Raw genomic sequence first — 23856 nt, forward strand, 5'->3', positions numbered from 1 at the left:
CCCGGAGTAGAAAATTGCTGCGGCCCGCGTCACAACACTCGGGTTGGGATCACTGATTGATACTCATTTTTTCCACCCGACGCGCTGGGGGCAGGGCGTCGGGTTTTTGAAAATCACAACCAAATCCGGGACCGCCAGGCGAGATCAGACGATCCCGCCATCGATGCGCATCACCTTGGCGGCAAGTTCGATCCGCCGCGTAATCCCGATCGCCTGCAGGAATGCCTCGTCATGGCTGACGACGAGCAGCGCGCCGTCATAGGCGCGCAAGCCGGCCTCGACGGCTTCGATGGACTCGAGGTCGAGATGATTGGTCGGCTCGTCCAGGATCAGCAGCGACGGCGGCGTCGGCCCGCCGAGCACGCAAGCGAGGCCCGCGCGAAACATCTGCCCACCACTCAAGCTTCCGGCGACTTGCATGGCCGCATCGGCGCGAAACATGAACCGGGCCAGCGCGGCATGGCACTCATTCGCACCCGCTTTCGGATTGAGCCGCCGAAAATTGTCCAGGATGGAGAGCGCCGGATCGAGCAGGCTGACCTTCTGGTCGAACAGCGCGAAGTCCGGCCTGACCCGCACGGTGCCCGCGAGCGGACGCAGCTCGCCCGCGACGAGCTTCAGCAGCGTCGTCTTGCCGGAGCCATTGGGCCCGACCAGCGCCACGCGCTCCGGCCCGACCACCGCAAAGGAGAGATCGCGCAGGACAGGCTGCTCCGGTCGATAGCCTGCACTGACGCCATCGAGCCAAAGCACCTCGCGGCCCGCCGGCAGGCCGGTCGCGGGCAATTTGACGGAGAGCGGCTGAAGAATCTCGATGCGCCGCCGCGCCGCGTCGACGGCTTGAAGCGCTTCTGCGCGCTGCCGCTCGGCGATTTGCGCGGTCTTGCCGCCGGTATCCTCGCTTCGGTCCTTGCGCGCCCCAGCCAGGATGCGCGGCATGTCGCCCCTGGCACGCTTCTTCCTGCCGCCACTGTCCTTGCGCGCCTTCTTCTCCGCCGCCTCCTGCGCCTTCCCATCGATCTCGGACAGGCGCTTCTCGGCATGCGCAAGGTCGTGCCTCACGGCCGCGAGCTCGACGGCCTTCTGCGTGCGAAAGCTGCTCCAATTGCCGCCGTATCGCTTGGCCCCAAGTGACGTCAGCTCGACGATCGCATCCATGGTTTCGAGCAGGCCCCGGTCGTGGCTGACGACAACCGCCCCACCGCGCCAGGCGGCGACGAGGTCGATCACGGCCTTGCGGCCATCCCGGTCGAGATTGTTGGTGGGTTCGTCCAGCAGCAGGAAGTCGGGCTCGGCGAAGACCAGTGCAGCAAGGCGAACCCGCGTGATCTGACCGCCGGACAATCGCTCCAGTTCGGTCTCAGGAGCGAGATCGAAGCCGAGACGTGCAAGGGCAGCCTGCAAGCGTGCTTCGAGGGTCCAATCGACCTCGGCGATTTCGTCGGCCGAGGCCTCCCCATGCTCAGCCCGGCGAAGCAGCGCGAGCTGACCTCGCACGCCGAACAAATCGGCCACGGTCGCGCCCGCAGCAAGCCGAACGTCTTGGCGCAGCAACCCGACGGTTCCGGTGACGACGACACGCCCGGCCCGGGGACCGTGCTCGCCGCAGATCGACGCAAGCAGCGTCGTTTTTCCGACGCCGTTGCGGCCGACGAGACCAGTCCGCTCGGCGCCGAACGCCAGATCGATATTGGAAACGAGAGAGCCGCCGTCAGGTGTGGACAGCGAAAAGTTCGACAGGATGATGGAGGCAGGCATGGAATTCCCCGTGGGCAAGGCGGATGGGCTTTGCGGTCGGGGTAAAATCCATGGCTGCGAGCTTCCTGATTGGGAGCCTCGCTCATAATCCCGCTGGCCGGCGGGATCAAGGGCGCATTCCGAGCGGCGTCATCGCTGTGATCGCCGAGGTTTCACGAAGCCGTCGATAGACACTGCGCAGGGCACACGGTAAGAGGCAACAGGGTCGGAGTGTCTCAGCCAAGGGGGCAATTTCGTGAGCGGTAAGCCAAACAGCGCCCTCGCCCAGCTGCTTCAGCAGGCCTTCCTGGCGCTGCGGGCGAGGCAGTTCGACATCGCAAGCCGGCTTGCCAGCGAAGCCTTGAAGTCAAATCGCACCGATCGGAATGCCGTCCTGATTCTGGCCCATGCGCTGCTCGGCCAGGAGCGCGCGGAGGCGGCGATCTTGCCGCTCGAGAAAGCCGCACGGCACGGCAACGATGCGGAAATCGAGACGCTGCTCGGTCACGCACTATGCCGCGCGCGGCGCATGACGGACGGGATCGCGCAATTGCGCCGCACCGCGGCACGCCACCCGGCCTATCTGCCTGCCTGCCAGGAGTTGGCCGGCCAGCTGGCGAATGCCGGGGACATCGGCGAGGCCATCGGGATCATCGAGAACGCCGTCGCGCGCGCCCCCACCAACATCGACCTGCAACTCGACCTCGGACGCCTGCATGTCCGGAACAATGATCGCACCAGCGCGCGTGCCGTCCTGGCCGCCGCTCGCGCCGCCGCGCCGGGACGCGCCGACATCCTGACCGAACTCGCAGGAGTCGAATTTCTCGACGGTGCCTACAAGGATGCTGCCGAGACCTACCGTCATGCGCTTGCGCTCCGTCCGGACGACGCGCCATCCCGCGCCAATCTCGCGATCTGCCTGCTCGAAATGGGCGACCGCAGCCGTGGCGAGGCCGCGCTGCGCGCAGTGCTTCGCGGACGACCGCACATGCTCAGCCGCGCCGCCTTCGCCTTGGCCTCCTCGTCGCGCGGCCGCTTCTTCTTCCGCCCGAGCGCGGCGGCGAAGTTTCTGGAGCGCGAGCAAGAACCAGCGGCTATGCCCTGAATTTCCGCCGGTATACGCCCGACTCGCGCTTCATCGTGGCGCGAAGCTCATGGACCTGCCGCGTTTCCTCCGGGGTGAGGGCCGAAACCTGCGCCGTCCAATCCTCACGCTTGACCGGAATGCACTGCGCGATCGGCGTGCCCCTCGGCAACACGCCGCAAAAGCCCGTGTTGTGCCAATGCGCCGGAAAATGGATCCAGTTGTCGCGATAGCGATCACAATCGACGAGGCCGCTCAGCGTGGTGAACGGAAGATCGAAGCGGTTGACCGGATGGGTGAAGAACAGCGCATAGCCTTCCGGCGCCTCGATGGTCCAGAGATTGTGAAACTTGATGACGAAGCGATCGGCCTCGAACAGGGGCGAGCCAGTGAGCTGGCTCTGATCGTGGAAGCTGACGGGCGAGCGCGGAAAATCGATCGCCCCGCCGGCCGGGATGTCGTTGTCCCAGCTGATCTCACCATCCTCGACGTGGAGATCACAGATCAACGGGATCAGGAAGCCGCATGTCATCGCATCGATGAAGGGCGGGCAGCGCTTGACCGTGTCGTCGTCCTTCTGATTAAGGGCGCTGAAGGCCGAGTTCGGCATCGCCTTGAGCCAGTCGGGCACGCCGAGATTGGCGGGGACCGGCTGCGGCAGCAGTCCTTCGAGCTCCGCGGGACAGCGAAATCTGATCGCGTGCTTGTTGCCGTTGACCTGCGGGGACATGGGGAACTCCAGCCGGGTCCCCTACCGATAAAAGGAAACGGCCGCCGGTCAAGGCCCGGCAGCCGCTCCGTATCATTACATCTCCGAAATGTTGTGGGCTCTGAGCACCTGTCAGCCCTTGAGCGCGGTCACCACCACCTCGATCAGCGCGCCGCCGCCGAGATCGGCAACGCCGACGGTGGCGCGGGTCGGCAGATTGTCGCCGAAGAACTCGGTCCAGGCCGCGTCCATCTCCTTCTTCTTGGAGAGATCGGTGACGAAGATCGAGGCGCTGACCACGCGCGACTTGTCCGTTCCCGCCTCCTTCAGATAGCCGGCGATCTTACCGAGGATGTTGCGGGTCTGGTCTCCCATCGAGACCGAGGTATCGTCGGCGATCGTGCCGCCGAGGAAGACGAAGCCATTGGCTTCGACGGCGCGGTGCATGATGGGCGTGCGGATGCTGCGGGTGATGCTCATGATGTCCTCTTGTCTCTAGAGCGTGGAAGGATGGAAGCGGTCGATGCCGAGATCGCTGATTCGGGTCTGGGTGCCGCCGTTGACGATCAGTTCGGCCATCACGGCGCCGGCGCCGGGGCCGAGCTGAAAGCCGTGCAGCGAGAAGCCGAACTGATGATAGAGACCCTTGTGACGGGAGCTCGGCCCGAACACGGGAATGTCGTCCTTCATCTTCGCCTCGATGCCGGCCCAGGCGCGGACGATGGTCGCGCTACGCATCACCGGAAACAGCTCGAACACGGTCTGCGCGCTGGTCGCAAGGCTCTTCCAGTCCAGCACCGTCTCGTTGCGATCCTGATAGGGCCTCGCCAGATGGCCGCCGCCGATCAGCACCGTGCCGTTCTTGAACTGCTTGAAGGACAGCTTTCGCCCGCGCAGGATCACGACGGGATCGATGAAGTGCGGCACGCGCGAGGTGATCATCAGCATCGGCGCCACGGTCTCGACCGGCACCGGCTCGCCGAGATCCGCTGCGATCTTGCCGGCCCAGGCGCCGGCAGCATTGACCAGCACCGGCGCGGCAAAGCTCTCCGAACCGACATCGACGTGCCAAAGGCCGTCACGGTGGCGGATGTTGCCGGCGGCGACGCCTTCACGCACGGTTGCACCGAGCTGCCCGGCCTTGCGGCGGAACGCCGTCGTCGTCTGCGCCGGATTGGCCGCGCCATCGCGGCGCGAGACCACGCCGCCGGGACAGGTCTCGGCCACGGCCGGCACCAGGCGGCGCAGTTCGGCCGCGTCGATCAGTTCTTCGTGGCTGAAGCCCAGCGCATTGAGCTCGGCGACGCGCGCACGGCAGATCGCGAGCTCGTCCTCGTTCTCGGCGACCAGCACCTGGCCGTAGCTCTCGAAGCTGCAATCGTCGTCGACGAGCTCCGCGATCTTCTCCCAAATGCCCATCGAGCGGATCGACAGCGGGATCTCGGGAATGTGCCGGGCAAGCTGACGGACGCCGCCGGCATTGACGCCGGAGGCATGGCGACCGGCATAGTCCTTTTCGATCAGCACCGGCTTCAGGCCGGCGAGACACAGATGCAGCGTGGTCGAGCACCCATGGATGCCGCCGCCAATGACGATCGCATCCACGTTTGTGCTCATCCGCGCACCACGGCCTTGACGTCGGCCTCGCTTTTCGGAACGGCGGCGAGCTCGGCCAGCGTGATCGGCTTCACCGGCGCGCGCAGCCGGTAATAGCCGATCTCCTGCGGCGTCTTGCCCCGCGCCTGCGCCATCAGCTCGGTGACGGTGAGGCCGCAGAGCCGGCCCTGGCACGGCCCCATGCCGGTGCGGCGATAGGCCTTGAGCTGGTTGGGACCGGTTGCGCCGATCGCGACGGAATCGAGCACATCCTTCGCCGTCACCTCTTCGCAGCGGCACACGATGGTATCGCCCGAGGGGATGCGGAATTGCGACGCCGGCCGGAACAGCGTGTCGAGAAAGACGCGGCCGCGCTCGGCCTTGGCGAGATCGGAACGGAGCGTCGCCATCGGTGCGAGCTTCGCGGCAGAAGCGGGGGCAAGCGCTTCGACCGCTGCACGCGCGGCAATGCGGCCACGAACCACCGCGGCATTCGCGCCTCCGATCCCCGCGCCGTCACCGGCGATCGCAATGCCGACGACGGACGAGCCGCCGTTCGCATCGAGCACTGGCGACCAGCAGAGCTGCAAATCATCCCAACGATGCTCGACGCCGGCCGACATCGCCAGATTGACATTGGGCACGACACCCTGATGCAGCAGCAAAAGATCGGCCGAAATAGTCTCGCGCTTGCCGCCGGCGACATAGCTCACGCTGGTAAGCTGGCCGTCACCGGACGCGGAGAGCTCGGTGACGCCGGAGACAACCGGCACCTTCGCCTTCACCTCGCGCATCATCGACAGGCCCTTGGCGAAATAGGGCGACGTCAGGAAGGCGAAAGCGTGCGGCAGCGCCGCGAAATAATTGCCGCGTTCGGTGGTGTCGAGAATGCGATCGATGCGGCCGCCGAGGCGGAGGATCTGCGCCGCGAGCAGCCAGAGCAGCGGGCCCTGTCCTGCGATTACGGTGCGGCCGTCCGGCACCAGGGCCGACGATTTCAGCATGGTCTGCGCGGCGCCGGCGGTCATCACGCCCGGCAGCGTCCAGCCGGGAATCGGGAACGGCCGCTCCAGCGCGCCGGTCGCCAGAATCACGCGTTTCGCCTTGACGAAAGCAGACGCGCCGCCGACCGACACGGCGATTTCGAGATTGCGATCGAGGCTCCAGACCGTGGCGCGATGAATGACCTCGGCGTTGCTCGCGCGCAGCGACTGCACGAGATCGGCCCCGACCCAATAGTCAGCGCCGAGCTGGTTGCGGTCGGTCACCGGCGTCGCGGAAATCGCGCGAAACACCTGACCGCCGGGGCCGATATTCTCGTCGAGCAGCAGCGTCGATAGGCCCGCTTCAGCGGAGGTTGTCGCAGCAGCAAGGCCCGCGGGCCCCGCGCCGATCACCACGACGTCATAGTCTTCGCGCTTGGGAGCCACAGTCATTTTCCGATCTCCCGCTTGCCCTTCTGGATCTCGATCTGCATGCCCTCGGCGACCGGCACGAGGCAGCCCTGCCGATTGCCGACGCCGTCGATGGTAACGAGGCAGTCAAAGCACACACCCATCATGCAGTAGGGCAGACGCGGCGCCCCGCTCACCGCCGTCGAGCGACGTGCGTCGCAACCGGAGGCCAGCAGCGCGGCAGAAACGGTGTCGCCCTGGCGCGCCGCAACGGCGACACCATCGACGAAAATCTGCACCTGCGGACGTTTGTCCTGTTCGGATCTCTTGAACATGGGATGCCTCGTGGCTCCTTGAATCTCTAGTAATCGCTGTTGTTTGGCGCGCCCCTGCCGCCGAAGCGGCTGGCGGAGAATGCGCCGACCAGCTCCGGCTCGAGCGCGCCCTGCGCCACCATGCGCGCGATCTCGAAAGCGTGGTTCGACGCGAGCGTCACGCCGGAATGGCAGCAGGCGACGAAGGCGCCGGGATGCGTCTCCGACTGGTCGTAGATCGGAAAACCGTCCTGCGGCATCACGCGGATGCCGGCCCAGCTCCTGACTACGTTGAGCCGCGACAGATGCGGAAACATGCGCTGGGCGCGATCGGTCATGACCGCGCTGATCGAATGCTTCAGCGCGCGATCGTCGAGCTCGTCCTCCTTGCTGTCGCCGATCATCACCGTGCCCTCGTCGGTCTGGCGGATCGTCGTCAATGGATGCGGCAGGAAGGGCATGGTGCGCTCGGTCACGACGACCTGGCCGCGGGTCGGGCCCATCGGTGCGTAGAGGCCGACCATCGGCGCCAGCGTCTGGTTGGCGTTGCCGGCGGCCAGCACGATCTTGGCGGCGCGAAGCTCGCCCTTCGGCGTGGTCAGACGGAATTCGCCGCCGCTCTTGCTGATCGCCGAGACCGGGCGCTCGGGAAAATAGTCGATGCCGAACGCCCTGAAGCCGGTGTGGAAGGCCCGGAAGGTGCGCAGCGAATTCACATGGCCGTCGAGCGGACAATAGCTGCCGCCCGAGACCTCCGGCCCGATCAGCGGCAGTGACTTCTTCACCTCGGACGCCGAGAGCATCTCCATCTTGTAGTCGGCCGCACCGACCTGGTTGTGCATGCGCTTGACGAGCTCGGTGCGCTGGCCGAATTCATCCTCGCCGAGGGTGAGGTGAAAGCCGCCATTCTGCTGGAGGCAGACGTCGAGGCCGGTCTGTTGCTTCAGTTCGGACGCAAGCCGGCTCCACGCCTGCGACGCCTGCACGGTCCACACTGTGTAGGCCGGCATGCCGAGCCCCTTGCTCTGCACCCAGACCAGCGCAAAGTTCGCCCGCGAGGCACGCTTGGTGATGTCGCCTTCGTCGAGCACGGCCACCTTCTTGCCGAGCCGGCCGAGGCCCCAGGCAATGGCGGAGCCGAGCAGTCCGCCGCCGACGACCGCGACGTCATAGTCCTTGAACATGGGTTCTCCTATCGCCCCGTATCACCTTTGCCGGCGAGCACGCGGTCGAGCCCGTAGAAGCGATCGAGCAGAATGAGGGCGGTCATGGTGATCGCGATCACGCAGGCCGAGACCGACGTCACCAGCGGATCGATGTTGTCCTGGATATAAAGGAACATGCGCACCGGCAATGTCTCGGTACCGGGCGCGGCGAGAAAGACGGTCATGGTGAGGTCGTCAAAGGACTGGATGAAGGCGAGCGCCCAGCCGCTGATGACGCCGGGAAGGATCAGCGGCAGCGTCACGCGTCGGAACAGCGTCCAGCCGTTGGCGCCGAGGGAGACCGCCGCCATCTCGACGGTGCGATCCATGCCGGTCGCAGCAGCCAAAGTCAGCCGCAGCGCGAACGGAAACACGATGATGACATGGGCGATGATCAGCGCGGCAAAACTGCCGCCGAGGCCGGCCGAGGTGAAGAAGCGCAGGAAGGCGATGCCGAGCACGACATGCGGGATCATCAGCGGCGACAGGAACAGCGCCGCCAGAGCATCGCGGCCACGAAAGCGATAGCGCGCGATTGCCAGTGCCGCGGGCACCGCGAACAGGAGCGCCACGAGCGAGGACAGCGCGCCGAGGCCGAGACTGACCCAGAAGGCGTGGATGAACTCGGGATAGTTCGCGATAGTCTTGAACCAGCGTAGCGAAAACCCGTTGGTCGGCAGCGACAGAAAACCTTCAGGCGTGAAGGCGACGAGGCAGACCACCAGGATCGGCGCCACCATGACGATGACGAAGATGGCGTGGAAGATCAGCGCGAGCGGACCGTTCCGTCTCATCGGAACACCTCGCCGTAGCGCCGCTCGATCAGCGCGTTGCTGCCGACGACGATCAGCACCAGCGCGACCAGCAGCAGCGTCGCCACCGCGGCCCCGAGCGGCCAGTTCAGGGTGTTGAGAAACTCGTCATAGGCGAGCGTCGCGGCGACCTTGAGCCGGCGGCCGCCGATGATCGCCGGTGTCGCGAAGGCGCTGGCCGAGAGCGAGAACACGATGATGGCGCCCGACAGCACGCCCGGCATGATCTGCGGCATGATGATGCGCCGAATGATGGTGACGGGGCCGGCACCGAGCGACATCGCGGCATTCTCGATCTGCGGATCGAGCCGCTGCAGCGCCGCCCATACCGACAGCACCATGAACGGCATCATCACATGCGCGAGCGCGATCACCACGCCGGTTTCGGTGAACATGAAGGGAATCGGCGAGCGGATCATGCCAAGCGACATCAGCAGCTTGTTGACCAGCCCGTTGTTGCCGCCGAACAGCAGCGCCCAGCCGAGCGTTCGCGCCACCACGGAGATCAGCAGCGGCCCGAGGATGACGAGCAGGAAAAAACTCTTCCAGCGGCCGCTCATGCGGTTGAGGATATAGGCTTCGGGAGCTCCGAGCAGCGCCGTGAGCAGCGTGGTCAGGATCGCGATGCGGAACGTCCGCCAGAACATCTCGGCGTAATAGGGATCGGTCGCGATCTCGTGCCAGTTCTTGAGGATGAAGACCGGCTCGATGCCCTTGTACTGGCCCCAATCGTGGAACGACAGCATCACCGTCATCGCCAGCGGAATCAGCAGCACACCGACGAACAGCATCAAGGCGGGCGCGGTCAGCGCCCACGGCGCGCGTAGGCTGCGCTCCTCGGCGGCCATGCTCATGCGCCAGCCCTCGCGCGCACGCTCATGTCCTCGGGACGCCAGGTGAGGCGAACCGCGTCGCCTTCGGCCGGCTGCGCCTGGCCGTCATTCTGGCGAATCACGATCGCCGGGCCGCATTCGCTGTCGCACTGGAACAGCCAGTGATTGCCCTGGAAGATGCGGGTGACGATCTTTGCGCTGAGCCCAGTGTCGCCGAAGCCGATTCTTTCGGGGCGAACACTGACCGTTACGGCGCCGCCGAGCCCGACCGGCGCTGGTGCGCGCCAGGAGCCCGCCACCAGCTGCGTCGGCGCAACGGTCCGGTCGATCGTTCCGGCAAAGTCGTTGGTCTTGCCGAGGAATTGCGACACGAAGGCCGAGGCCGGTTTCTCATAGGTCTCCTGCGGCGTACCGATCTGCTCGATCTTGCCTTGGCTCATCACCACGATGCGGTCGGACAGCGACATCGCCTCGTTCTGGTCGTGGGTGACGAGGATCGTGGTGGTGCCGACGGTGCGCTGGATCTGGCGCAGCTCGATCTGCATCTCCTCGCGCAACTTGGCGTCGAGGTTGGACAACGGCTCGTCGAGCAGCAGCACGCTCGGCTTGATCACCAGCGCACGCGCCAGCGCCACGCGCTGCTGCTGGCCGCCGGACATGCGGCGGGGGTGACGATCCTCGTAGCCGGCAAGGCCAACCATCGCGAGCGCCGCACGGACGCGCTCGGACCTTTCTGCGCGCGGCACGCCGCGCATCTCGAGGCCAAAGGCGACGTTCTCCGCCGCGGTCATGTGCGGAAACAGTGCATAGCTCTGGAACACGATGCCGAGGCCACGCTTGGCTGGATGGACCGCGGTCAGGTCCTTGCCTTCCAGCCGGATTGCGCCGCGCGTGGGGTCGAGGAAGCCCGCGATCATCTGCAACGTTGTGGTCTTGCCGCAACCGGAGGGGCCGAGGAAGGAGACGAACTCCCCCTTTCCCACCGACAGGCTGAAGTCGTCGACCACAGTCTGCGACCCAAACTGTTTTGCGACCCGGTCGAGCTCGAGATAGGCCATGCGCTGTCTCCGCAAACGATCCGATCAGCGCTCGACCTCGCGATTCCAGCGCTTGGTCCACTCCTCGCGCTTCTCGTTGATGACGGTCCAGTCCGGATTATAGAGCTTCGCCGCGCGCTCGCCGATCGGCGCCATCTTGCCGAGCTCCGGCGGGATCACCAGCGATTTCAGCACCGGGCCATAGCCGTAATCCTTCAGCATCACGAGCTGGATCTTGGGTTCGAGCAGCATCTTGACGAAGCTCGCCGCCAGCGGCGAGGCGTTGGGCTTGCTGATCGGGCATGCCGTCGTCAACAGCGTCGCAGCGCCTTCCTTCGGATAAACGAAGTCGACCGGGAAGCCGGTATTGGCAAAGCTCTGCACGCGGCCGGTGCCCCACACCGCGATCACGGCCTGGCCGGACTGGAATAGTTCGGTCATCTTGCCCGGCGACGGCTCATAGGCCAGCACGTTCGGATTGATCTGTTCCTTGAAGATCTTGAAGCCGGAATCAACGTTCGTCTCGCCGCCGCCATTCATCTTCGACAGCATCACCAGCGCTTCGAGACCGTAAGTGTTGTTGATCGGCGGAATCACGAGCTGCTTGGCGTATTTCGTATCCTTCAGATCGTTCCAGGAGGTCGGCGGAGCCCAACCCTTCTCCTTGAACACCTTGGTGTTGTACATCAGGCCGGTCGCGACAATGCCGATCGCGACCGCGCGATCGTCCTTGAAGCGGGCGGTGTCATAGAGATCGGCCGGCAAGCCGTCGAGCTTGCCGCAGAAGCCGAGCTGGATCGCCTGGTACATCGGGCCGTCATCGACGATGGCAACGTCGATCTGCTGGTTGCCTTTCTGCGCCTGGAGCTTGGCCAGGGTGTCGGTGGAATTGCCGGCGACGTATTCGACCTTGACGCCGTTCTCCTTCTCGAAGCTCGGGATCACCTCGTCGCGGATGGTCTTCTCGAACGAGCCGCCATAGCCGGCGACGTAGAGCGTCTTTTGCTGGGCCGAAGCGATCGACGGGGCGGCAATGAGCGCTGCGATGCTGACCGCGGTCAGAAGGCGAAAAGTCTTCATGTGGACCGATCTCCATACCGGAATGAGGTGACGTGCCGACAAGTCTCGGGCCAAAGCGCCTTCCGCATTTCCTCCCGCGCAAATCCCGCTCCGATCAGGGCTCCGGCCCCTGTTCGGCGGAATCTGACGCGATTTGGAGGTTTGAACCCCTCCAATCTGCCGAAAAAGCGGGCTGGCTCCAGCTCTGATGAAAAAGATCGCAGACCTATACTTCCATCGTCCAATGAATAATGGCACCCTCTGCATGCCGAAATGTTATGATTGGAATACAGATGGCACGGATCAATTCGCGGCAAGTGGAGGCCTTCCGCGCGATGATGCTGACCGGCAGCGTCACGGAGGCGGCGAAGCTGATGGTGGTGACACAGCCTGCGGTCAGCCGGCTGCTGCGCGATCTCCAGGCGCTGCTGAAAATGGAGCTGTTCGAGCGGCGCGGCACCGGGCTGGTGCCGACCGCGGCGGCGATGGCGCTCTATACCGAGGTCGAGCGCTCCTTCGTCGGCCTCGAGCGCATCACCGCAGCGGCCGAGGAAATCCGTGGCCGCCGCACCGGCTCGCTGCGTATCGCCGCGCTGCCGGCGCTTGCCAACGGCTATCTGCCGCGCCTCGCCGGACACTTCCTGCAGGAGCGGCCGAACCTCAACCTCGCGTTCTTCGGCGTGATCTCTCCGATCGTGGTCGACTGGGTTCTGAACAATCAATGCGACATCGGCTTTGCCGAGGTGCCAATCGCCCATTCCGGCCTGCCGAGTCTGCGACTGCCGGCGCCCGCGCGCGTCGCGGTGCTGCCCGAAGGTCATCGCCTCGCGGAGAAGGACGTTTTGGAGCCACGCGACTTCGAGGGCGAGACATTCATTTCACTGTCGGCGGGATCATCCAGCCGGCATCTCGTCGACCAGGTCTTCAATCGCAACGAGGTTCGCCGCGTGCTCCGGGTCGAGACCACCTTGTCGGAGATCATGTGCGGCATGGTGTCGTCGGGCCTCGGCGTTGCGATCTGCGATCCTTTCACCGCGAGGGAATTCGCCACCCGCGGCGTGGTCGCGCGCCGCTTCCTGCCGCGGATCGATTTCGAATTCTCCGCGGTCTTTCCGGCCCAGCGCAGCCCTTCACCGGTGGCACTGGATCTCGTCGAGACCATGCGCAAGGCGCTGGTGGAGTTCGAGGATTAAGCCGAAGGTCTTTGAGTCTGGACGATCCGGCCGCGCACTCGCTGCAACCTCTTCCGCTTGCGGGGGAGGTCGGCGCGAAGCGTCGGGTGGGGGCTCTCTCCGCATCGGGAGTGTCCCCGGTTGGAGGGAGCCCTCTCCCGCAAGCGGGAGAGGGGGCGCACTTTCTTCGTAGCCGCCATCACCCGCTGAACGCGGCCTGCGCCTCCGGCAAATCCCAGATCTTGCCGATCGCGGCGCTGCCGGCCGCGGTGATCGCGGCTTCATCCGCGCCGAGATAGCGTCCCTCATCGACCAGCACGCGACCATCGACCATGACCTGATCGATATTGGCGCGGTTGGCGAGTGCGATCAGCGCGCGGCGCGGGTCGAACAGCGGCTGCAGGTGCGGATGGGTGAGATCGATCACGGTGAGATCGGCGGTTGCGCCCGGCTCAATGCGGCCGAGATCCGGCCGCTTGATGACGTCGGCTGCGACCGCCGTGTTGGCTTCGATCAGCTCGGGCGAGTTCGCGACATCGGGACGTGCGGAGGTGATCTTGGAGATCAGCGATGCCGCATTGAGCTCGCCGAGCAAATCCATGTTGTAGCCGTCGGTGCCGACTACGGTGCGCACCCCGTGCGCGGTGAAGCGGCTGAACGCCGCCGTGATGCCGGCACGGGCGAATACGCGTGGGCAGTTCAGCACGGTCATGCCGCGCGCGGCCATCAGCCTGAGATCGTCGTCGCTGCTGAACATGCAGTGCGCGGCCATGAGGTCGGGCGCCAGCAGGCCGAGCCAGTCCAGATATTCTGCCGGCGTGCGGCCGCCATAGCGCTTGCCGATGGTTTCGACTTCGGCGCGGCTCTGCGCCATGTGCGTGGTGATGGGAACGCCGAGCTCGCGCGCCCGCGTGGCGCAGGCCTTCAGGAGATCGGGGCCGCAGGTGTCGGTGGCATGCGGGCTCATGGCGAGCGAGATGCGGCCGTCACCGCGATTGTTCCAGCGTTGGTACAGCGCATCCCATGTCGCCATGTCAGCGGCACCGTCGTCGCCGGAATAACGGACCACGCCATCAGCGCCGGCCTTGGCATCGGAGGTCGAGAACAGATAGGGCGCGCCGTAGAAGCGGATGCCCATCTCCTCCGCCGCGTCGAACATCTCGGGGATCGAGTTGCGGAACGGCTCCATCACCGTGGTGGCGCCACCCTTGAGTAGCTGGAGGATACCGAGCCGCGCGACAGCAAGTCGTTCGTCCGCCGACAGAATATCGGCGCCGCGCTTGGTCAGCGGCAGCAGCACCGTGTAGACGATGCTCTGGTTGTTCTTGCGCCCGTTGCCGTCCTCGGTGTGACTGCGCGCCACGGCTTCGGAGAAGCAGTGATTGTGCAGGTTCAGAAGGCCCGGCAACACGAACCGACCTCGGCGGTCGTAGATCTGATCAGCGCGCGGTCTGTCGCGGGTGATCGCGGCGATCTTCTTGCCTTCGACCAGAACCCAGTGGTCGCGCAGCACGTCCTGTGCGCCGTCTTTCCGTGACAGCACGTAGCTGCCGAAGATTGCAATGGTGCTCATGCGGGGCGTACGTTCCAGAAGATGGCGGTGCCGTCGAGAATACCGGTGATGGCTTTGCGATAGGCGGTCGGCTGCTTGTACAGGCCGATCGGAATATAGGGGATTTCCTCGAATGCCACCGCCTGGATCTCGCGGCAGATGCGCTGCTGCTCGGCGAGCTCGGAGGCCGCCAGCCATTGGCTGCGCAGCGGCCCCATCTTCTCGCTCGCATACCAGCCGGCGACCTTGCCTTCGCCGCGGATATTGGTGTTGGCGGCGGGGTTGAGCCAGTCGATGCCTTGCCAGTTGCCGACGGCGGCGCTCCAGCCGCCCTGCCCGATCGGGTCCTTCTTCAGCTGGCGCTGCAGCACGACGGCGAAATCGAGCCCGGCGTATTCGACGTTCATGCCGGCCTTGCGCAGGCTGTCGACCGCGATCTCGCCGAGCGGTTTCTGCGCCAGCGAGTTGGTCGGGACGAGCACCACGATCTTCTCGCCGTTGTAGCCGGCGGCCTTGAGAGCGGCCTTGACCTTGTCGTAATTGCGCGGGCCACGGAACACGTCGAGGCCGACCTCGTTCGCCATCGGCGTGCCGGGCGCGAAATAGCCGATCGGCGAGACCTGGAAGGCGGGATCGACGCCCGCGACGGCGGTCATGAACGCGGACTGGTCGATTGCCCCCAGGAGCGCGCGGCGGATCGCGGGATTGTCGAACGGCGGCTGCAGATGATTGAGGCGCAGCATGCAGGCATAGCCACGGGGATCGAGGATGCGCGTCTCGATATCGCCGGCGGCCTTGATCACCGGCAAGAGATCGTGCGGCGTGGTCTCCTGCCAATCCTGCTCGCCGGTCTGGAGCGCGGCAACACCGGTGCCGGCATCTGGCGTCGTGGTCCAGACCACGCGATCGTAATGCACGATCTTGGGCCCGGCGGTCCAGTCCGGCTTGCCGTCGGTGCGCGGCTGATAGCGCTCGAACTTGGCATAGGCGTTGCGGGCACCCTGCACACGCTCGTCGGTGAGATAGCGGAACGGGCCGCTGCCGACCACCTCGGTCAGCGGCTTGAACGGATCCTGGCTCGCCAGCCGCTCCGGCATCATGAAGCACGCATTGATGGCGGCCTTGCCGAGCGCCTGCGGCAGCAGCGGGAACGGACGCCTCAGGCGAAACCGAATGGTGCGGTCATCAGCGGCCGACAGCTCGGCCGTCGCCTCGATCAGCTCGCCGCCAAAACCGTCGCGGGCGGCCCAGCGACGGATGCTGGCGACGCAGTCGCGGGCCAGTACGCGCTCGCCGTCGTGCCAGAACAGACCATCACGAAGCGTGAGGTCCCACTGCAGCTGGTCGCCGGAGATGACATGGCCCGACAGCATCTGCGGCGAGACCTGGAGCGAGGAGCTCATGCCGTAGAGCGTGTCGTAGACCATGAAGCCATGATTTCGCGACACCTGCGCGGTGGAATAGATGGGATCGACGAAGGCGAGGTCGATCACGGGGATGAAGCGCAGCGTGGACTGGGATTCAGCGCGGACGATGCCCGGCAGCGAGAGCGCCGGAACTGTAGCGGCTGCCTTGAGGAGCGAGCGGCGGGAGATCGACATGACGAGAGGCTCCTGAAGGATCTTACGTGTTCAACAAAACCGCGCCGATCGCCGCAGCCACCGCCTGCTGCGCCGGCTCGACCACCGGCACGCCTATCGCCTCCGCAATCGCCGCGCGGTGCGAAGCCATGCCGGCACAGCCCATGATCACGACATCGGCGCGGTATTGCGTGACCAGCGCGCGGCCGGCCTCGATCAAGCGGCCGCGGATGTCGGCGCCCGCGGTTTCCGCCGCGCTCGCGCCGACCGACCAGCTTCCGGCATAGCGGCTGTCGACGCCCATCACCCGCGCCATGCGCTGCTGGCGGCGGGTGCTCGACGGCGACAGGGCGATGATGCCGAAGCGATCGCCCAACATCATCGCGCGAAAGATGCCGCATTCCGCGATGCCCATGACGGGACGGCCGCCGGCGGCCTCGCGCACGGCGTGCAGACCGGGATCGCTGAAGCAGGCGAGCACGAGGGCATCGGCATCGTGACGCGACACACGGTTGACCAGCGGCATCACGACGCTGTCGGCATCACGTTGGGAGCTGATGGTCGGCGGCCCTTCGGCAAGGCCGACCACCTCGACCTCAGGGCCGCCGGCGATCCGCAGCGGCGCCACCGCGTCGTCGATCGCCGCCGTCACCGACGCCGAGGAGTTGGGGTTGATGACGAGGATGCGATGCGTCATGGCACCGCTCAGCGATTGCCGGCTTCGTGACGCAGGAAGTTTTCCGCGATCTTCTCGCCCGTGGTGATCCAGACGTCGGGGCACGACTTCGCGTAAGTCAAAAACTCGCGCAGCAGACGCAGCCGCATGGGACGGCCACTGCACTGCGGATGCAGCACGGTCGTCACCATCGCGCCCCAGTCGCGGACCTCATCGAGCTCGTCCTTCCACATCGAGAGGACATGCTCCTTCGGGAAAATCGAGCGGGGGCTGAAGCGGGCGGAGAGGCCGTGCATCCAGTCGTCATAGCTCGCGGTCACCGGCAGCTCGATCGTGCCGGGCCTGCCGTCGGCAAGACGATGACGATAGGGCCTGACGTCGTCGCGGAACGAGGAGGTGTAGACGATGCCATGGCGGACCAGCGCGACGCGCAGCTCCTCAGTGAATTCGCCGTAAGGCGCGCGATAGCCGGTCGGCTTGACGCCGAGCCGGCGCTTCAGCGCCTCGAAGCCGCGTTCCAGCTCCTCCTCGATCCAGGGATCGCCGGGGTCGGGCAAGAGATGATGATAGCCGTGATGGCCGATCTCATGCCCCGCCTTCAGGATCGATTCCGCCATCGCCGGATGCGCATCGACCGACCAGCCCGTGACGAAGAACGTCGCCTTGAGATCGAGCTGGTCGAGCAGCTCCAGCAGCTTCGGTGTGCCGACGCGCGCCTCGTAGCCGCCATAGCTCATGGTGATGAGCCGCTGCGCATGCACGGCGTCCTTGCTGGTCCAGGCGCTCTCCGCATCCACGTCGAACGACAGGAACATCGCGGAATGATACGGCGTCGGCCAGGGATATTCAGGCGCGGGATCCGCGGTGTTGGCCGGAACGAGCGGGATGCTCTGAAGTGCCTTACTGTCCAGCATTGATGGTCGCCTTCTCGATTGCGTTGTCGCTCAATTTCCATTTCGCCAGCAGGGCCTTGTAAGTGCCGTCCGCGATCAGCGCATCGACGGCCTCCAGCATCGCCTGGTGCAGCGCCTTTTCCTTCACCGGCAGGGCAATGCCGGTGAATTGCTGCGCAAGCGTTTGGCCGACCGGCACATAGGCGCCGGGCTCCTGATCCATGATGTAGGGCAGCGTCTCATCGCCCTGCACGGCGGCGTCGATACGCCCCTGCCTGAGCTGGGTGCGGGCATCCGCCGAGCCGTCGGTGCCGACGAATTGAATGGGATTGCTGCCGCAATTCTTCTCGCTCCAGGCCGCGATCTGGGCCGGGAACATGGTGCGGCGGCTGGCACCGACGTTCTTGCCGCAAAGCGCGGCGGCATCCTTGAACTCCGACGCGCGCGACTGCTGAACGAAGAAACGTGGACCGCTGCGGAGATAGTCGACGAAAGTCGCGGTCTCATGCCGGCTCGCATAGTCGGTGAAGCCCGAGAGGATCGCATCAGCCCGCCCCGTGGCGATCGAGGGCATGAACTCGGCGAAGCTCGTCTCCTGCCATTCGATCTTGACGCCGAGCTTGCGGCCGATCGCCTCGCCGAACTCGACATCGAAGCCGGAGAGCGTGTTGGTGGCGGGATCGCGGAACTCCATCGGCGGATAGTTCGGCACCAGCGCCACCTTGAGGCTGCCGCGCTTTGCGATCTCCGCCGGCAGCTCAATCGCCATCACCGATGCGCTCATGGCGCCCAGGAACGCCGCTGCAAGCAAAAGTCTCTTCATCACCACGCCCCCATATCAGATCACTGCCGAAAGAAATGCCTTGGTGCGCTCCTCGCGGGGCGCGCCCAACACCTCGGATGCGCGCCCCTGCTCGACGATCGCGCCCTGATCCATGTAGACGACCCGGTCGGCGACCTCCCGCGCGAAACCGAGCTCGTGCGTCACCACCATCATGGTCATGCCGCTCTTCGCCAGTTCCTTCATGACGGCGAGCACCTCGCCGACGAGCTCGGGATCGAGCGCGCTGGTCGGCTCGTCGAACAGCATCAGCATCGGTTTCATCGCGAGCGCCCGCGCGATCGCCACGCGCTGCTGCTGGCCGCCGGAGAGCTGCGCAGGATACCAGTCCGCCTTGGCCGACAATCCGACGCGGCGGAGCAGCTCGAGCGCTTCAGCGCGCACCTCTTCGGATTTACGTCCTTGGACCTGGGTCGGGCCCTCGGTGATGTTCTCCAGTGCGGTCTTGTGCGGAAACAGGTTGAAGCGCTGAAACACCATGCCGGTCTTCAGCCGCTGCCGCCCGATCTCGCGCTCGCTGAGGCGATGGAGCCTGCCGCCCTGCTCGCGCACCCCCAGCAGCTCGCCATCGAGCCAGATGCCGCCCGAGTCGATCATAGCGAGCTGGTTGATGCAGCGGAGCAGCGTGGTCTTGCCGGACCCGGAGGCGCCGATCAGGCACATCACCTCGCCGGGCCAGACGTCGAGCGAGACGTTCTTGAGAGCCTGGAACTCGCCAAAATTCTTGCTGACGGAGCGGATCGCGACGAGGGGTTTTGTCATCGCGCCAGCCGCAATGTACCGCGCGCAAAACGGCGCTCGAGCAGCATCTGGAGCGGCGTCAGGATCGAGACGACGAGCAGATACCAGAGCCCGGCGACGATCAGGAGCTCGATCACGCGCGAATTGGCATAGTAGATGTTTTCGGCGTTGTGCAGCAGCTCAGGATATTGAATGACGCTCGCGAGCGAGGTCGCCTTCACCATGCCGATGAACTCGTTACCGAGCGGCGGAATCACCACCCGCATTGCCTGCGGCAGCACGATCCGCCGCAGCGCGCGCAGCCGTCCCATGCCGATCGCCTGCGCCGCTTCATACTGACCGATGTCGACCGACAGCATGCCCGCGCGCATCACCTCGGAGGTGTAGGCGCCCTGGTTGATGCCGAGCCCCAGCAGCGCGGCGAGGAACGGCGTCATGACATCGACGGCGCGCGCGGACCACAGGCCGGGAATGCCGATGGTCGGAAACACCAGCGCGAGGTTGAACCATAACAGCAGCTGCAGGATCAGCGGCGTGCCGCGGAACAGCCAGGTGTATCCGGCCGCGACCGTCTTCAGCACCGGGTTGGGCGACAGCCGCATGATTGCAACGACGATGCCGAGAAAGATGCCGAGCGCCATCGCCAGCACCGCCATCACCATGGTGTTGACGATGCCTTCGAGAATGACCTTTGCGGTCAGGAAGCGGCTGACATAGGACCACTCGATCTGGCCGCCGGCAAAGGCGCGCACGATCGCGGCCAGCACGAGGACGATCAGGGCCGCGCTGAGCCAGCGAAACCAGTGCGGCTCGCGCGCGATTCGCACGCCCGACAGATCGGGAAAACCTTGCGCGAGGGCCGGCGCCGGCTTCATTGCGGCGCCGCGTTCAGCATGGGCTGGGCGACCGCGTTGGCCCCGAGACCCCATTTGTCGAGAATCGCCTTGTAGGTGCCGTCGGCGATCATGGCCGCGAGCTTCTCGGTCACGACCTCGCGCAAGGGGGCATCGTCCTTGCGGAACATGATGCCCTGATAACCCCTCGCGAAGGGCTCGCCGACGACGCGGTACTTGCCGGGCTCCTGGCTCTGTGCATAGGGCAGCGTCTCGCTGCCCTGCACGGCGGCGTCGATGCGACCCTGCTTGAGCTGGTTGCGGACATCGATCGAGTTCTCGCCCGGCACGTACTGGATCGCAGGCTTGCCCGCCGGCTCGCAATTCTGCTTGCTCCACTTCTCGATCTCGACCGGAAAGCTGGTGCTCCGGGTGGTGCCGACCTTCTTGCCGCAGAGATCGGCCGCATCCTTGGCCGCGTTGTCCGCCATTACGAAGAACTGCGGGCCGGTCGCAAGATAATCGACGAAATCCGCCGTCTCGCGCCGGGAGGCGCGATCGGAGATACCGGAGATGATGAAATCGGCGCGCTTGGTCTGGAGCGAGGGGATGAGCTCGGCAAACGGCGTCTCGCTCCAGACGATCTTGAGGCCGCCGAGCCGCTTGGCGAGCTCGTTCGCAAGATCGATGTCGAGCCCGACCAGCTCATTGCTGGCGGGATCGCGATATTCCATCGGCGCGTAGGTGGAGTTGACCGTGAGCTTCAAAGCTCCCGCCTGCTTGATCTCCGCCGGAAGCTCGGCTGCCTGCGCCGATGTCGCCGCGGCCAGCGCTGCGAGCGCAAGGAAATGCGAGAGGCGTGTCATGTCAGCTCCTTTGCCAACGGTTTGCCGGTCCTATTGCTAACGGCGTGCCATGTTGTCAGTCCGCGTCGAGAACGGCCGGCTCGATGACGCCGGCGCGTTCGGTGATCACCCTGTACTGTTCGGGCCGCCGGTGGGCGGCGAAATTGAACATCTTGTCCTTGCCCTGGCGGCAGAGGTCGAGATCGAGGTCGGCGACGATCACTTCGTCAGCCAGCGTCTGCGCCTGCGCCACGATGCGCCCATTGGGATCGACGATGCAGGACCCACCGATCAACCCGGAGCCATCCTCCTCGCCCGCCTTCGCCACCGAGATCGCCCAGGTCGCGTTCATGTAGGCGTTGGCCTGCGTCACCAGCGTCGAGTGGAAGGTGCGCAAGGCGCCGTCTTCGGTGGTGCCGCCATTGGGATCGTAGGCCGCCGAATTGTAGCCGATGCAGACGAGCTCGACGCCTTGCAGGCCAAGCACGCGCCAGGATTCCGGCCAGCGCCGATCGTTGCAGATCATCATGCCCATGATGGCATGCGCCCAGGCCGAGCCGGCGCGGAAGGCGGGAAAGCCGAGGTCGCCATATTCGAAATAGCGCTTTTCGAGCTGCTGATAGCGTGCGCCCTCGCGAGGCTCGACCGATCCCGGCAGATGCACCTTGCGATAGCGGCCCAAGATCTCGCCGTCGCGATCGACCAGGATCGAGCAATTGTAGCGCCGCCCCTCCGGCGTCAGCTCGGCATAGCCGACATAGAAGCCGACGCGCAGCGCACGCGCACGATCGAACAGCTTCGCAACGGCCGGGTTCGGCATGCGGCGCTCGAAATATCGGTCGAGCGCCTCGCCATCGAGCAGCCAGCGCGGAAAAAAGGTGGTGAAAGCAAGCTCGGGAAACACCACGAGGCTGGCACCGCGGCCGGCCGCCTCCTCCAGCAATGCGAGCATCCGCGACAACGTATGCTCGCGCGTATCGGCTTTTTGCGTCGGCCCCATCTGAGCGGCGGCGGCGCGAAGGACACGAACCAAGATTGCCTCCAATCTGTGCGAGTGCTGCCTTAATGGGCGAATGAACCCATTGATGCGACGCGCAAATCCGTTGCCATTACGGGCAAGCGGGGCTGCAAAATCAATTCGTTCTGCTATGATGTTTTGACCCTGACTATAATCGGCAGTGATATGAACCTGCGTCAGCTCGAGATCCTGCGTGCCGTCATCCGCCATCGCACCACGGTGGCGGCGGCGGACGAGCTGGCCCTGTCGCAGCCCGCGGTCAGCAATGCGCTGAAGACCATGGAAGCGCAGGCGGGCTTTGCCTTGTTCGAGCGGGTCAACAACCGGCTGTTTCCGACCGCGGAAGCGATGGCGCTCTACAAGGAGAGTGAGGCGATCTTCGCATTGCACGCCAAGCTCGAGAGCCGCGTGCGTGATCTGCGCGAGAACCGCTCAGGGCATCTTGCCATCGTGGCGACGCCGCCGCTCGCCTACAGCATCATTCCGTCCGCACTGTCAGGCTTCCTGCGGCGCCGCCCGGAGACACGCGTGTTCTTCGACGTGCGGCGTTACGAAGGCATCATCGAGGGTGTGCTCAGCCGCGTCGCCGAGCTCGGCTTCGCGCTCGGCCTGACCCATCATCCAGGGATCGCGCATGAGGTGGTGCACACCGGCGAGATGGTCTGCGTGCTGCCGCCACAGCATCCGCTTGCCGACAGGCCTCTGATCTCCGCCTCCGACCTTTCCGGCCTGCCCTTCATCGGGCTGGAGCGCGGCACGCGGCTCGGCGAAGCCGTACGCGACAGTTTTGCCCGGGCCGGTGCACCGTTCCGGCCGACTGTCGAGGTGCGCTACTGCAACACGGCCTGCGTGCTGGCCGCCGCCGGCGTCGGCGCCGCGGTGGTCGATCCGTTCTCGCCGCGGCAGAACGGCGGCAGCGGCCTTATCGTGCGGCCGTTCACGCCGACGACCCACGCGGTGGCCTATATGCTGTGGTCGGAGGCCGAACCACTGTCGCGCCTCGCCAAGGCGTTCCTCAACGAGGTGCGCAAGCAAAGCGCGCTGCTGGAGCACACAGCGCCACACCAGCAACATGAGCCAGAAAGCGACTGAGCTTCGCAGCTTTTTGACCCCGGGGGCACATGGCACGCATCACCATCATCGAGACCGGAGAGGTCCCGCAAAAGCACCGCGAGCGCCACGGTTCGTTTCCGGACATGTTCGCGCGAATGGTCCGCGCCGAGGATCCGGCCGCGACGGTCGAGGTCGTCAGCATCCCCAAGGGCGATGCCCTTCCCGATCCGAGCAAGCTCGAGGCCGTCCTGATCACCGGCGCGGCTGCCGGCGTCTATGACGGGCTCGATTGGATCGCGCCGCTGGAAGACTTCGTGCGGAGGGCTTACGCCAACAAGACGCCGATGGTCGGTGTCTGTTTCGGCCACCAGCTGATCGCGCAGGCGCTCGGCGGCACCGTGCGCAAGTCGGAGAAGGGCTGGGGCATCGGCCGGCATGTCTACCGAGTGCTGCCGGAGAACGGCGTCGTCGACGGCGAAGCCATCGCCATCGCCGCCTCGCATCAGGACCAGGTGATCGAGCCGCCAAACGACGCGCTGACGATCCTGTCGTCGGACTTCACCCCGAATGCCGGCCTGCTCTACGCCAACGGCACGACCCTGACCGTGCAGCCGCATCCGGAGTTCGACGTGGCTTTTGCGGAAGTTTGTTGCGACCTGCGTGACGGCAAGGCGCCGGATGATGTCGTGGCAACGGCGCGAGCGTCGCTGGCGCAGCCGATGGATAATGCAAAGCTGGGCGGGGCGATTACGCGGTTTCTGACGCGAAAGCCCATCCCCTCATCCTGAAGAGCGCGCTCTCGCGCGCGTCTCGAGGAGAGGCCCCCGCTGCACCAACGGGGCCTGCATGGTTCGAGACGCTGCTGCGCGGCT

At 65.5% G+C, this 23856-nt stretch carries 24 protein-coding genes; 4 read left to right on the forward strand and 20 right to left on the reverse strand.

Translation table 11 applies throughout. The annotated features are described in order from the left end of the window. Positions 1–144: 144 nt before the first annotated feature. A complete protein-coding gene (locus P6U31_RS31920; RefSeq protein ID WP_407185604.1) occupies positions 145–1758 on the reverse strand; it encodes an ABC-F family ATP-binding cassette domain-containing protein in 1614 nt (537 codons plus the stop codon). A gap of 235 nt (positions 1759–1993) precedes the next feature. Between P6U31_RS31920 and P6U31_RS31925 the strand changes: the two genes are divergently transcribed. After that, complete coding sequence (locus tag P6U31_RS31925) at positions 1994–2842, forward strand: tetratricopeptide repeat protein (protein WP_407185605.1); 849 nt, start codon at positions 1994–1996, stop codon at positions 2840–2842. On the opposite strand, the gene P6U31_RS31930 is transcribed toward P6U31_RS31925, so the two are convergent. The 10 genes from P6U31_RS31930 to P6U31_RS31975 all read right to left on the reverse strand — a co-directional run bounded on the left by P6U31_RS31930 (position 2832) and on the right by P6U31_RS31975 (position 11801). Further along, positions 2832–3551: a hypothetical protein gene (locus tag P6U31_RS31930; RefSeq protein ID WP_407185606.1), complete on the reverse strand. Its 720-nt coding sequence runs from the start codon at positions 3549–3551 to the stop codon at positions 2832–2834. The two genes, P6U31_RS31925 and P6U31_RS31930, sit on opposite strands and share 11 nt — an antisense overlap. A 111-nt stretch (positions 3552–3662) precedes the next feature. Continuing rightward, positions 3663–4010 carry a RidA family protein gene (locus P6U31_RS31935; protein ID WP_025034068.1) on the reverse strand — a complete coding sequence of 116 codons (348 nt, stop codon included), beginning with the start codon at positions 4008–4010 and terminating at the stop codon, positions 3663–3665. Positions 4011–4025: 15 nt separating this feature from the next. Beyond that, positions 4026–5147 (reverse strand): NAD(P)/FAD-dependent oxidoreductase, encoded by a 1122-nt coding sequence (locus tag P6U31_RS31940; protein ID WP_407185607.1) that lies wholly within the window; start codon positions 5145–5147, stop codon positions 4026–4028. Beyond that, a complete protein-coding gene (locus P6U31_RS31945) occupies positions 5144–6562 on the reverse strand; it encodes an NAD(P)/FAD-dependent oxidoreductase (RefSeq protein WP_407185608.1) in 1419 nt (472 codons plus the stop codon). Before P6U31_RS31945 ends, P6U31_RS31940 begins: the two co-directional genes overlap by 4 nt. Next, positions 6559–6855, reverse strand: a complete 297-nt coding sequence (locus P6U31_RS31950; protein WP_407185609.1) for a (2Fe-2S)-binding protein — start codon at positions 6853–6855, stop codon at positions 6559–6561. The genes P6U31_RS31945 and P6U31_RS31950 overlap by 4 nt, the downstream gene beginning before the upstream one ends. Before the next feature lie 26 nt (positions 6856–6881). Beyond that, the gene (locus P6U31_RS31955) at positions 6882–8018 is read right to left on the reverse strand and encodes an NAD(P)/FAD-dependent oxidoreductase (protein ID WP_407185610.1); all 1137 of its coding nucleotides are present in this window, start codon (positions 8016–8018) and stop codon (positions 6882–6884) included. 8 nt (positions 8019–8026) lie between these two features. Then, positions 8027–8833 carry an ABC transporter permease gene (locus tag P6U31_RS31960; RefSeq protein ID WP_407185611.1) on the reverse strand — a complete coding sequence of 269 codons (807 nt, stop codon included), beginning with the start codon at positions 8831–8833 and terminating at the stop codon, positions 8027–8029. Further along, positions 8830–9705, reverse strand: coding sequence for an ABC transporter permease (locus P6U31_RS31965; protein ID WP_407185612.1), 876 nt, complete (start codon positions 9703–9705; stop codon positions 8830–8832). The genes P6U31_RS31960 and P6U31_RS31965 overlap by 4 nt, the downstream gene beginning before the upstream one ends. Further along, entirely contained in the window at positions 9702–10742 is a 1041-nt protein-coding gene (locus P6U31_RS31970) for an ABC transporter ATP-binding protein (RefSeq protein WP_407185613.1), read from the reverse strand. The genes P6U31_RS31965 and P6U31_RS31970 overlap by 4 nt, the downstream gene beginning before the upstream one ends. Before the next feature lie 24 nt (positions 10743–10766). Continuing rightward, positions 10767–11801 carry an ABC transporter substrate-binding protein gene (locus tag P6U31_RS31975; protein WP_407185614.1) on the reverse strand — a complete coding sequence of 345 codons (1035 nt, stop codon included), beginning with the start codon at positions 11799–11801 and terminating at the stop codon, positions 10767–10769. A 272-nt stretch (positions 11802–12073) separates the two neighbouring features. Here P6U31_RS31975 and P6U31_RS31980 point away from each other — a divergent pair, with 272 nt between their 5' ends. Continuing rightward, entirely contained in the window at positions 12074–12973 is a 900-nt protein-coding gene (locus P6U31_RS31980; RefSeq protein WP_407185615.1) for a LysR substrate-binding domain-containing protein, read from the forward strand. A gap of 178 nt (positions 12974–13151) precedes the next feature. Here the strand turns inward: P6U31_RS31980 and P6U31_RS31985 are convergent, their stop codons facing one another. The 9 genes from P6U31_RS31985 to P6U31_RS32025 are packed head-to-tail and all read right to left on the reverse strand — an operon-like array spanning position 13152 to position 21913. Then, entirely contained in the window at positions 13152–14525 is a 1374-nt protein-coding gene (locus P6U31_RS31985) for an amidohydrolase family protein (protein ID WP_407185616.1), read from the reverse strand. Next, the gene (locus P6U31_RS31990) at positions 14522–16105 is read right to left on the reverse strand and encodes an ABC transporter substrate-binding protein (RefSeq protein WP_407185617.1); all 1584 of its coding nucleotides are present in this window, start codon (positions 16103–16105) and stop codon (positions 14522–14524) included. The genes P6U31_RS31985 and P6U31_RS31990 overlap by 4 nt, the downstream gene beginning before the upstream one ends. 22 nt (positions 16106–16127) lie before the next feature. Beyond that, entirely contained in the window at positions 16128–16781 is a 654-nt protein-coding gene (locus P6U31_RS31995) for an aspartate/glutamate racemase family protein (protein WP_407185618.1), read from the reverse strand. Positions 16782–16789: 8 nt separating this feature from the next. Further along, complete coding sequence (locus P6U31_RS32000) at positions 16790–17674, reverse strand: polysaccharide deacetylase family protein (RefSeq protein ID WP_407185619.1); 885 nt, start codon at positions 17672–17674, stop codon at positions 16790–16792. Beyond that, positions 17661–18476 carry an ABC transporter substrate-binding protein gene (locus tag P6U31_RS32005; protein WP_407185620.1) on the reverse strand — a complete coding sequence of 272 codons (816 nt, stop codon included), beginning with the start codon at positions 18474–18476 and terminating at the stop codon, positions 17661–17663. The genes P6U31_RS32000 and P6U31_RS32005 overlap by 14 nt, the downstream gene beginning before the upstream one ends. A gap of 15 nt (positions 18477–18491) precedes the next feature. After that, complete coding sequence (locus tag P6U31_RS32010; RefSeq protein ID WP_407185621.1) at positions 18492–19256, reverse strand: amino acid ABC transporter ATP-binding protein; 765 nt, start codon at positions 19254–19256, stop codon at positions 18492–18494. After that, complete coding sequence (locus P6U31_RS32015; protein WP_407185622.1) at positions 19253–20110, reverse strand: amino acid ABC transporter permease; 858 nt, start codon at positions 20108–20110, stop codon at positions 19253–19255. The genes P6U31_RS32010 and P6U31_RS32015 overlap by 4 nt, the downstream gene beginning before the upstream one ends. Further along, positions 20107–20934, reverse strand: a complete 828-nt coding sequence (locus P6U31_RS32020; RefSeq protein ID WP_407185623.1) for an ABC transporter substrate-binding protein — start codon at positions 20932–20934, stop codon at positions 20107–20109. The genes P6U31_RS32015 and P6U31_RS32020 overlap by 4 nt, the downstream gene beginning before the upstream one ends. 55 nt (positions 20935–20989) lie before the next feature. Further along, a complete protein-coding gene (locus tag P6U31_RS32025) occupies positions 20990–21913 on the reverse strand; it encodes an N-carbamoyl-D-amino-acid hydrolase (protein WP_407190011.1) in 924 nt (307 codons plus the stop codon). 183 nt (positions 21914–22096) lie between these two features. Here P6U31_RS32025 and P6U31_RS32030 point away from each other — a divergent pair, with 183 nt between their 5' ends. Then, positions 22097–23023, forward strand: a complete 927-nt coding sequence (locus tag P6U31_RS32030) for a LysR family transcriptional regulator (RefSeq protein WP_407185624.1) — start codon at positions 22097–22099, stop codon at positions 23021–23023. Between the two features lie 29 nt (positions 23024–23052). Continuing rightward, complete coding sequence (locus P6U31_RS32035) at positions 23053–23772, forward strand: type 1 glutamine amidotransferase (RefSeq protein WP_407185625.1); 720 nt, start codon at positions 23053–23055, stop codon at positions 23770–23772. Positions 23773–23856: the final 84 nt, after the last annotated feature.

The sequence above is a fragment of the Bradyrhizobium centrosematis genome, from assembly GCF_045571495.1.
Classification (GTDB): Bacteria; Pseudomonadota; Alphaproteobacteria; order Rhizobiales; family Xanthobacteraceae; genus Bradyrhizobium; species Bradyrhizobium centrosematis.